This window comes from Pseudomonas sp. MYb541 (genome assembly GCF_037479595.1).
Lineage (GTDB): Bacteria > Pseudomonadota > Gammaproteobacteria > Pseudomonadales > Pseudomonadaceae > Aquipseudomonas > Aquipseudomonas canadensis.
Genome location: NZ_JBBGYS010000018.1, coordinates 109,480 through 119,441, shown reverse-complemented (window position 1 = coordinate 119,441; position 9,962 = coordinate 109,480). Strand labels below are relative to the sequence as shown.

Annotated in this window: 13 protein-coding genes; 7 read left to right on the top strand and 6 right to left on the bottom strand. The window is 60.5% G+C overall.

Annotated features, from left to right (window positions below):
* Positions 1 to 121: 121 nt before the first annotated feature.
* From WH299_RS13545 to WH299_RS13535, 3 genes are read left to right on the top strand one after another with little or no spacing between them, the layout of a single operon-like run.
* Positions 122 to 1,315 carry a CaiB/BaiF CoA transferase family protein gene (locus WH299_RS13545; RefSeq protein ID WP_122724819.1) on the top strand — a complete coding sequence of 398 codons (1,194 nt, stop codon included), beginning with the start codon at positions 122 to 124 and terminating at the stop codon, positions 1,313 to 1,315.
* Entirely contained in the window at positions 1,312 to 2,253 is a 942-nt protein-coding gene (locus WH299_RS13540; RefSeq protein WP_339550486.1) for a hydroxymethylglutaryl-CoA lyase, read from the top strand. Before WH299_RS13545 ends, WH299_RS13540 begins: the two co-directional genes overlap by 4 nt.
* Positions 2,254 to 2,312: 59 nt before the next feature.
* Positions 2,313 to 3,644: an MFS transporter gene (locus tag WH299_RS13535; protein WP_339550484.1), complete on the top strand. Its 1,332-nt coding sequence runs from the start codon at positions 2,313 to 2,315 to the stop codon at positions 3,642 to 3,644.
* Here the strand turns inward: WH299_RS13535 and WH299_RS13530 are convergent, their stop codons facing one another.
* Positions 3,645 to 4,133, bottom strand: coding sequence for a DMT family transporter (locus WH299_RS13530; RefSeq protein WP_339550483.1), 489 nt, complete (start codon positions 4,131 to 4,133; stop codon positions 3,645 to 3,647).
* Positions 4,134 to 4,210: 77 nt separating this feature from the next.
* On the opposite strand from WH299_RS13530, the gene WH299_RS13525 reads away from it, so the two are divergent.
* The 4 genes from WH299_RS13525 to WH299_RS13510 all read left to right on the top strand — a co-directional run bounded on the left by WH299_RS13525 (position 4,211) and on the right by WH299_RS13510 (position 6,897).
* Entirely contained in the window at positions 4,211 to 5,128 is a 918-nt protein-coding gene (locus WH299_RS13525) for a LysR family transcriptional regulator (RefSeq protein ID WP_445262708.1), read from the top strand.
* Positions 5,129 to 5,143: 15 nt separating this feature from the next.
* A complete protein-coding gene (fos, locus tag WH299_RS13520) occupies positions 5,144 to 5,554 on the top strand; it encodes a fosfomycin resistance glutathione transferase (RefSeq protein WP_122724827.1) in 411 nt (136 codons plus the stop codon).
* Between the two features lie 54 nt (positions 5,555 to 5,608).
* The gene (locus tag WH299_RS13515; RefSeq protein WP_339550480.1) at positions 5,609 to 6,250 is read left to right on the top strand and encodes a LysE family translocator; all 642 of its coding nucleotides are present in this window, start codon (positions 5,609 to 5,611) and stop codon (positions 6,248 to 6,250) included.
* A gap of 119 nt (positions 6,251 to 6,369) precedes the next feature.
* The gene (locus WH299_RS13510) at positions 6,370 to 6,897 is read left to right on the top strand and encodes a DUF4142 domain-containing protein (protein ID WP_016975135.1); all 528 of its coding nucleotides are present in this window, start codon (positions 6,370 to 6,372) and stop codon (positions 6,895 to 6,897) included.
* A 54-nt stretch (positions 6,898 to 6,951) separates the two neighbouring features.
* Here the strand turns inward: WH299_RS13510 and WH299_RS13505 are convergent, their stop codons facing one another.
* From WH299_RS13505 to WH299_RS13485, 5 genes are all read right to left on the bottom strand, one after another.
* Entirely contained in the window at positions 6,952 to 7,377 is a 426-nt protein-coding gene (locus WH299_RS13505) for a low affinity iron permease family protein (protein WP_028619315.1), read from the bottom strand.
* Between the two features lie 82 nt (positions 7,378 to 7,459).
* Entirely contained in the window at positions 7,460 to 7,960 is a 501-nt protein-coding gene (locus WH299_RS13500) for a methylated-DNA--[protein]-cysteine S-methyltransferase (RefSeq protein WP_122724833.1), read from the bottom strand.
* Between the two features lie 87 nt (positions 7,961 to 8,047).
* Entirely contained in the window at positions 8,048 to 8,374 is a 327-nt protein-coding gene (locus WH299_RS13495; RefSeq protein ID WP_122724835.1) for a hypothetical protein, read from the bottom strand.
* 79 nt (positions 8,375 to 8,453) lie between these two features.
* The gene (locus tag WH299_RS13490; RefSeq protein ID WP_339550478.1) at positions 8,454 to 8,864 is read right to left on the bottom strand and encodes a type II toxin-antitoxin system HicB family antitoxin; all 411 of its coding nucleotides are present in this window, start codon (positions 8,862 to 8,864) and stop codon (positions 8,454 to 8,456) included.
* Between the two features lie 136 nt (positions 8,865 to 9,000).
* Positions 9,001 to 9,885 carry a LysR family transcriptional regulator gene (locus WH299_RS13485; protein WP_339550477.1) on the bottom strand — a complete coding sequence of 295 codons (885 nt, stop codon included), beginning with the start codon at positions 9,883 to 9,885 and terminating at the stop codon, positions 9,001 to 9,003.
* Positions 9,886 to 9,962 lie beyond the last annotated feature (77 nt).

Here is a 9,962-nt window from a genome sequence, read left to right as displayed (position 1 = left end):
AGCACTGAGCATGTAGGGGCGTTCGTATTTGGCGAATGCTCCTTGCCAACTGACGGTTGGATTTATCCTGTTCCTGGCCTTTAGTCTTGGCGCCACATTCCAAGAATAAGAGGTACACCCCATGACGGCTCCCCTGAGCGGTATCAAGGTGATTGAGATCGGCACCTTGATTGCAGCGCCGTTCGCCGCCCGGTTGATGGGCGAGTTTGGCGCCGAGGTGATCAAGATCGAGGCCATGGGCCAAGGTGACCCGCTTCGCAAGTGGCGAAAGCTGCACGAAGGCACGTCGCTGTGGTGGTACCTGCAATCGCGCAACAAAAAGTCCCTGGCGCTGGATCTCAAGTCGCCCGAAGGCCTGGACCTGATCAAGCAATTGCTCGGTGACGCCGACGTGCTGATTGAAAACCTGCGCCCCGGCGGCCTGGAAAAACTCGGCCTTGGCTGGGACGTGCTGCACGCCCTCAACCCCAAGCTGACGTTGGTGCGCATCTCCGGTTACGGCCAGACCGGTCCGTATCGCGACCGCCCTGGCTTTGGTGCCATCGGCGAGGCCATGGGCGGTATCCGCTACACCACTGGCAACCCGGACTCGCCACCGGCGCGGGTCGGCGTGAGCCTGGGGGATTCCCTGGCGTCGTTGCACGGTGTGATCGGCGCGCTGATGTCGCTGCTGCGGGTCAAGACGGGGCAGGGCGACGGGCAGATTGTCGATGTGTCTCTGGCCGAAAGCGTGTTCAACCTGATGGAAAGCCTGGTGCCGGAATACGACATGCTCGGCCATGTGCGTGAACGCAGCGGCGGTGCCTTGCCGGGCATTGCGCCCTCCAATACCTACCTGACAGCCGACGGTGCCTACGTGGTGATCGCCGGCAACAGTGACCCGATCTACAAGCGCCTGATGCACACCATTGGCCGCGCCGACCTGGCCGAAGCGCCCGAGTTTGCCCACAACGATGGGCGCGCCGCCAAAAGCGGTCTGCTCGACGCCGCGATCACCCACTGGACCAGCAGCCTGCCCATCGACCACGTGCTCAGCGCGCTTGAAGCCGCAGAGGTACCGGCGGGGCGCATCTACTCCGTCGCGAATATCGTCAGTGACCCGCACTACCAGGCGCGTGACATGTTGCTCAATGCCGAGCTGCCTGGCGGTGTGTCGGTAAAGATGCCCGGCATCGTGCCTAAACTCTCGGACACCCCTGGCGGCGTGAACTGGCAGGGCCCGTCTCTGGGGCAACACACCGACGAAATTCTCGGCAGCCTGGGCCTGTCCGGCGCCGATATCCAACGCCTGAAAACCTCGGGAGTGGTGCAATGATCACAGACTATTCAGACCCGCTGATCGTGCAGGAAGTGTCCCCGCGTGACGGCCTGCAAATCGAGCCGACCTGGGTCGCAACGGCGGACAAGATCGCCTTGATCGACCAGCTTTCCCTGGCCGGTTTTTCACGGATCGAAGCCGGTTCGTTCGTCTCGCCCAAGGCCATTCCAGCATTGCGCGATGGCGAGCAAGTGTTCCAGGGCATCCAACGCAAGCCGGGTGTTATCTATGTCGCACTGATCCCCAATCTCAAGGGCGCCCTGCGTGCCATCGAGTCCCGTGCCGATGAGTTGAACCTGGTGATGTCCGCCAGCCAGACCCACAACCTGGCCAATATGCGCATGCGCTGTGAAGCGTCGTTGGCGGCGTTTGGCGAGATCGTCAGCGTTGCCGCTGACCACCCGGTGAGGCTCAACGGCAGCATCGCCACCACGTTCGGTTGCCCGTTTGAAGGCAAGATCGATGAAGACCGCGTGCTGCAATTCGTTGACGCTTACCTTGAACTGGGCATCCAGGGCATCAGCCTGGCCGACACCACGGGCATGGCCAATCCACGCCAGGTGGAACGGCTGGTCAAGCGCGTGTTGCAGCGCGTATCCACCAGCGACCTGACCCTGCATTTTCACAACACCCGCGGCCTGGGTTTATGCAACGTGCTGGCCGCTTATGAGGCCGGTGCCCGTCGATTTGACGCGGCGCTCGGCGGTTTGGGCGGCTGCCCGTTCGCACCGGGGGCGTCGGGCAATATCTGCACTGAAGATTTGGTCAACCTGTGCGAAGAGGTCGGGATTCACACCGGCATCGACCTGCCGCACCTGCTGCACATGTCCCGCCGTCTGCCGGCCCTGTTGGGCCATGAACTACCTGGCCAGGTGGCCAAGGCCGGGCGCAATGGCGACCTGCATCCGCCGCCGGCCTACATCGCCACGCTGTAGCACCGCACCAGACAACAAAAACAATCGGGCGCCTGTGAGCAGCCCGCTGGAGAGAAACCATGAGCACTAATACGTTGGAGGCCGGCGCGCGCCCGGCTGCTGAAATCGATGCCGAAAAAGCCCTGGTCAGCAAGGTCGCCTGGCGCCTGATGCCACTGATCATGGTGTGCTACCTGTTCGCGTTTTTTGACCGTATCAACATCAGCTTTGCCAAGTTCCAGTTGCAAGCGGACCTTAGCCTGAGCGACACCGCCTATGGCCTGGGCGCCGGGTTGTTCGTGGTGGGATACGTGATCTTCGAAGTGCCGAGCAACATGATGCTGTACAAGGTCGGCGCGCGGCGCTGGATTGCGCGGATCATGATGTCGTGGGGGCTGGCGACGGCGGCCATGGTGTTTGTCACGGCAGAATGGCAGTTCTATGTGCTGCGCTTCCTGATCGGCGCAATGGAGGCAGGTTTTGCGCCCGGCGTGCTGTATTACCTGACGTTGTGGTTCCCGCAGCACTTCCGTGGGCGCATCACCTCGATGCTGTTCCTGGCCTCGGCCTTTGCCGGCCTGGTGGGCGCACCGTTCTCCGGCTTGGTGCTGGAGCACCTCGACGGCGTCTTGCAAATGCGCGGCTGGCACTGGTTGTTCCTGCTCGGCGGCTTGCCGTGCATCGGCCTGGGCTTCCTGGTGCTGACGCTGCTCAAGGACCGCATCGAAGATGCCCATTGGCTGACACCCGCGGAGAAAACCTTGCTGGCCAGTCGCATCGCCAAGCATGAGCCGAACCAGCACGGTGGTTCTCTGTTGTCGGCGATCCGTATTCCAGGGTTCCTGATGCTCGGTTTCATCTACTTTCTGATCCAGGTGGCGTCCTACGGCCTCAACTTCTGGGCGCCGCAGTTGATCCGCAGCGCGGGCACCCAGAGCCCGGTGATGATCGGCCTGCTCACGGCGATTCCTTATGTGTGTGGCGCCATCAGCATGGTGGTGATCGGGCGGCTGTCGGATGCCACGGGTGAGCGTCGCAAGTTCGTCTGTGGCCTGGTGGTACTGGGGGCGGTGGGCTTCTTCAGTGCCGGCATTTTCGCCGACCACACGACCTTTCTGATTATCGCCCTGGGCATGCTGGGCGCGGGCATCATCGCCTCGATCCCGACCTTCTGGACCCTGCCACCCAAGTTGCTGGCCGGTGCCGGAGCCGGTGCAGCGGGCGGTATTGCGGTGATCAATACCCTCGGACAATTCGGTGGCATTGTCAGCCCGGTGATGGTGGGACGCATCAAGGACCTCACCGGCAGCACCACGCCGGCACTGTATGTGATCGGCGTGTGCGCGCTGTTGGCAGCAGCGTTGCTGCTGTGGGGCTTGCCGCAAAAACTGCGCATGCTCGATAAAGGCTGATCAGCCAGCGGTGGCCAACGCTCGGACCGGTGTGGCGCTGAACTGAATCAATGCCACCCCGCCAATCAACAACAACGCCCCCAGCACACGGGGCGTTGTCAGTTGGCGCTCCACCAGGCCGAACAGGCCGAAGTGATCCAGCACCAACGAGGCCAAAATCTGCCCAGCCATGGCCAGCGCGATAAACCCCGACGCACCCAGTTTGGGCAGCAGCATCAACGCCAGGGCAATAAAGCACACGCCAAACGCACCACCGGCCCACATCCATAGCGGCGCCTTGCTGATAAACGCCAGGCTTGGCAATGGCAAGCGCATCGCCAGAATCACCGGAAGCAACACGATGATGCTCACCAGCAGTGACGCCAGGGTGGCCCACAATGGATGGCCGAGCCCGCGCCCGAGGTTTGCGTTGATCGCGCTCTGAAACGGCACCACCGCGCCGCCGATGACCGCCAGCGCCAACAAACCCACCCAATGCAACGTCGTCATGTCCAATCTCCCAGAGGTTTTGCTGGACTCTAGGCTATTCGTCGCGCAAATTTAAATTCCAAGTTCTTATGCCGAGCATGCAGCTGATGAATGATCTGCGCCGCATCGACCTCAACCTGCTGGTGATCCTCGACGCCTTGCTCAGCGAGCAACACGTCACCCGTGCGGCTGAGCGTTTGCACCTGAGCCAGCCGGCGGTCAGCCATGCGCTGGCGCGTTTGCGTGACCTGCTGGGTGACCCGCTGCTGGTGCGCCAGGGCGGTAGCCTGGTGCCGACGGCTCGCGCGCTGGAGTTGGCCGCGCCACTGGCTGAAGCCCTGGCCCAGGTGCAGGCCTTGCTGGCGCCGAATCGCTTTGACCCGGCGTCGGCCAAGCGCAGGTTTCGGGTGGCGATGTCTGACTACAGTGCGGCGATTTTCCTACCCGACCTGGTGCGGATGCTGCGCAGCGAGGCTCCGGGTATCGATCTGCAAATCATCCAGGCCAGCCGTGAAGGCATGGTGGAGGGCGTGCTCAATGGCGACCTTGACCTGGCGGCGGGGGTCTTCCCCGACATGCCCGCAGAACTGTGTACTACGCCGTTGTTCGAAGAGCACTACACCTGCCTGGTGGACCGCAACAGCCTGTCGGCAAGTGGCACATTGGATCTGTCCACCTACCTGTCACGGCCCCATGTCTTGTTGGAAATGCGTGGCAGCGGCACACCGGAAATCGAGCGGGCACTGACGGCGATTCGTGAACGTCGACACGTAGCAATCAGCCTGCCGCACTGGGGCGTAGCGCCGCAGTTGATCCAAGGCACCGACCTGATCCTCACCGTCTCGACGCGTGGCTTGCTGAATATTGATCACCAGCACTTGTTGGCCGTACCGCCGCCCTTTCATATTCCATCGTTTGCGTTTGAATTGGCGTGGCATGTACGCCGGGGCGGGGATTCGGGGTTGCAGTGGTTGATTGGGCAGGTGCAGGGTGTATTGTCCAAGGGCCACCGCTGACAGGAAAACAACACCATGCTTTCTGGCTTCAACCACCTCACCCTCGCTGTCACCGATTTGGATCGCAGCGTCCGCTTCTATCATCAGCTGTTGCAACTTCAACTGGACGCTACCTGGGACGCCGGCGCCTACCTCTCGCTGCCGGGCCTGTGGTTATGTTTGTCGCTCGATCCATTGCGCACTGCGCAGCCGGCGGCCGACTACACCCATTACGCGTTCACAGTGGCTGCAGATGATTTCAGCGCACTGGTGGCACGCCTGCGTGCGGAGGATGTGCAGGAGTGGCGTGACAACCGCAGTGAAGGTGCCTCGTTCTATTTCCTCGACCCGGACGGCCACAAGCTCGAAGCCCATGTCGGCGACCTGGCCTCGCGGTTGCAAGCCTGTCGCGTCAAGCCCTATGCCGGAATGAAGTTTTACCCATAGCACGGGAACGTGCAGAATCCCTTCACTGTTCAACCCTCTGTCTGAGTCACGCCCATGACCCCATCCTTGCTGCTCGCCGTGCTTGCTTCAGGTTTTATCTACGGTATTACACCGGGGCCGGGGGTGTTGGCCGTGTTCGGCATCGGCGCCGCCCGTGGCCGGCGTGCCGGCGCAGGGTTCTTGTGCGGGCACCTGCTGGGAGATGTGGTGTGGTGCTCGACAGCGCTGATCGCCATCGTTGGCGCGCGGGAAGTGGGCAGCAGTGCGTTTGATGTGCTTGGTGTGCTCAGTGGCCTGTATTTGTTCTGGCTTGGCTGGCGCGCGATTCGAACCCAGCGCCGCAGCAGCGATGCGCCTCAAGGGGCTGCACGGCATCCGTTCTGGCATGGCATTGTGTTCGGCCTGACCAACCCCAAGGCGTACCCGGTGGCGGTGGCGACATTCACGGCGTTGCTGTCCAGCCGTGCCGAGTTGCTGACCTGGTCGATGCTGCCGTCGTTGATCTTCCTCAGCTTCGTCGGCGGCCTGCTGGCCTACGCGATCCTCATCGGCGTGGTCGGCGCCCAACGGGTACGTACGTTGTATCAACGCCATGAAATCCTGATCACCAAGCTCTGCGGTGTAATGTTTATTGGCTTCGCCATCAACGCTCTGGCGCACGCGTTGCCGGGCCTGTTTGGCAGCAAACCCGCTTGATTTGAAGATGACCGTTCGTCGCACTGGCGAGTTTTTTCTAAACCTTTGCCGCCCTGAAAATTCGAATTGAGGGCGGGGTGTGTTCCCCCGCCCTTATTTTCAGCCTGGAGGAACCCATCATGAGCCGCATGGCTATCCGGTTACGCACCGCCAGTTTCGCGATGCTGCTGGGCCTCGGCGCCAGCAATGCTTTCGCCCAGTCGCCTGCTGAATTCATCGAGCAGGCTTCGGCCAAGGGTATGGCCGATATCGAAACCAGTCGCATGGCCCACGCCAAGACCTCTTCCCAAGAGATCAAGGACTACACCATCGAGGTAATCAATGAGCGCACCCTGGCCAACCAGCACCTGGCGGCCATCGCCAAAAAGCTTGATCTGCCGGTGGCGCCGCGGGAAAAGATCGTCGACAAAGCCGAAACCCTGATGCCTGAACTCAAGGACGGCGACTCGTTTGATGCGGCCTACACCGCACAGCAGGTGAAGGAAAACGAAGACGCCATCGCGCTGTTCAAACAGGAAGGCGCGGCGTCGGATGTGCCGGAGATAAAAGCGCTGGTCGATGAGACGCTGCCCAAGCTGGAAGAGCGTTTGCAGAAGGCTCGCGCCTTGGCGTCGACTTACGGTAAAGGTCATCAAGGCGACGGTTAAGTGCGTCACCTGAAATAAAACAACGGCGGTTGGATCAGATCCAACCGCCGTTTTTTATGCCTGGTTCAAATCGGTCTTGGTCGGTGCCGCATCGTCGGCAGCATGACCGCAACTGCTATTCAGGCTCACCGTACCCGCGTTGCCGATGCTGCGGTATTCCTGGCGCAGTTTCTCCAGCTCTTTGCGGTCCAGGCCGTCCAGGCTGAGCACGGCATTTTGTGCATCCTTGGACACACGCAGCAGTTCATCGATCTTGATATGCAGGATGTCGTTGTCGCGGTTCTGCGTGTTCTGGATCAGGAACACCATCAGGAAGGTGATGATGGTGGTCGAGGTATTGATGATCAGTTGCCACGTGTCGTTGTAGTGGAAATACGGCCCGCTCAGGCTCCACGCCAGGATCAACGCCACTGCCGCGTAGAACGTGCGCGGGCTGCCGGCCCAACGGGACAGGGATTGGGAGACTGCGGAGAATTTCATGACCGTTTTCCTTGGAAGGGGGTGATGAAATAATGGACCGCAGGGATTCTTTGAAATTTCTTTTTACATTTGCTGAGGGCCTTCAGAACGCCAATTGAGCCTGACCTGTACCTTCCAGCGCCAGCAAATACTGTTTGGCCTCCAACCCTCCTGCAAAGCCGGTCAGCCCACCCGACGCACCAATCACCCGATGGCACGGCGCAATGATCGAGATGGGGTTACGCCCATTGGCGGCACCCACTGCGCGTACCGCTTTCGGGTTGCCGATCTGCTGGGCGATCTGGCTGTAGCTGCGGGTCTCGCCGAAAGGAATCGTCAGCAGTGCCTGCCAGACCCTCTTCTGGAAATCGGTGCCGGAAAAGTCCAACTCCAGCTCGAACTGGTTGCGCGCACCGGCGAAGTATTCCTGCAACTGGCGTTCGGTTTCCAGCAGCACCGGGCTGTCATTGGCCTCGCGCAATTCACCCAAACGCACACGGTTGGCGCGCTCGGTTTCCCACAGGATGGCGCCGAGTTTGCCGTTGCGCGCCACCAGGGTGAGTTGGCCGACGGGGGAGGGCATGAGTTTGTATTCGTAGGGCATGGGCCTGATCCTTGACGCTGTATGGCATTACTATCCGTCTTGTAAACCGTGGGGGAACCCTGTTTCTTGCGATGGAACTCCACGCGGCTAAAAACGCCAGTGAATCCAATTGCCCGAGCCATAGACCCAGGAGACCAGGAAGATAAACCAGGCTATCGAGGGCGTCGACAATGCGACCAGTGAGCCGACATTGAGCAGAGCAATGATGGCCGCACCGATTGTCAGACCTCGACTGGCATGCTGCCTCGCGTACCACGCGCCATAGATGGACCCGGCAACGGTCGCTATCGATTTAAGGCCTCCGAGACCTATGGGGGGCAAGGGCATCAGCGGGGCCAGCAGTGGAATGACCAGCACCAGCCCCACGACTTTTCTAAAGACCGGCCTCGGCGTTTTTTGTCCGCGCGGGAGCATTCTGGGTTGTCCTGTTTCTGGGTAAGGGGTTTCCCATAGTAATAGGCGAATGTTCTTACCCCTGTAGGGATGGGCTTAATCAATGTTCCTGCTGAAGCACTTTCAGCGCTGCCGACGCCAGAAACCCCGAGCGGCTTTTTTCTTCCGGATGATGCAGTACATATTCATCGATGCGGTTGAGCAGGTAACCCGGCAGCGTGATGTTGAGCTTCTGCGCCTTGCCCAGATACTTGGTGACATCAATGTCCACCACGGCCCAGGTGCAGCCTGCGTACTGAGGGTTGGCTGCATGCAGGGTGACCTTCTGCGCACTGGGAATCGGTGCACCGTCTTCCGCCAGTATCTCGAAGTGCCCTTCGATGGCTTCGCGAGCCATGGCCATGGCGTCGTCCAGGTCGTCACCGGCGGAGTAGCAACCGGGAATATCCGGCACTTCCACGCCCCAGGCGTGACCCTCGTCGCCGCTTGAAATTGCAATCGGGTAAAGCATCATTGAACCCTCAAAAGGGTACTTACCATAACCACCAAAGCTTTGTAATCAACGCGACCGCATCCATTCATATTGAACGAATTTTCCGAAAGGAACGTACGAGGGCTCTTTCAAAACCCTTGATACGCTATCTAGGCTATATCACTCTATTTATTACGTTCATAAAAGCTTGGATCAATAAGTTGTGTTCTTGTTTTCGGGTAAGAACTAACAGTTGCGCACACGCATCCACTTCCGCCAGCGGCCGGTACGTCACGCCTTTATTCATCAAACTCTGCGTACATGCCGGCACCAACGCCACACCTTGCCCGGCTGCCACCAGTGCAATGATCGACGTGATCTGCCGCCCGGTCGGGCCCGGGCGCAGAGGCTGGCCGTGATGCCGATAAAGCTGCTCGATGGACTGGTTGAGCCCCGATCCATAATCCGCCGGAAACAGGATCAACGGGTAGGCACTGAGCTGCGCCAGGTTGACGCTTGCCTGGCGGGCCAACGGGCTCTCACTGGACACGGCGGCCACCAGCCTTTCTTCGCCCAGGGACAGCGCTTGCACCGCTTCGCCTTGCGGCAACAGGCGACTCAAGCCGATATCCAGCCGCCCATCCGCCACCTGCGCGCCGAGGCTGCCGGAGGCGCATTCCACGAGGGTCAATTGGACATCGGGGAAGCGCAGGGCAAATGCCTGGATCGCCTGGCTGAACAGATCCGACAGCGCGATCGAACTCACATACCCCAGCGTCATTTGCCCCGCAGTGCCCGCCGCCAGTTTGCCGGCGATCACTTGCGCCAACTCAACCTGCTCCAACACACCACGGGCATAGGGCAGGAACGAGCGGCCTTGCGCGGTGAGGGTGACCGTGCGGCTGGTGCGATCGAACAGCTTGAAGCCCAACTCGGTCTCCAGCGCCGAGATCTGGCGGGTCAGCGGCGGCTGCGCCAGGTGCAGGCGAATGGCCGCTCGGCCGAAGTGCAATTCTTCGGCGACCGTCAGAAAGTAACGCAGCTTGCGTAGGTCGAGCATCCTGGTCCTTGGGTATCGATCGGTCTGAAATCGGTATTGGTTTTAGACCTGCCGGCCATTCTATAAAGACCTCACAA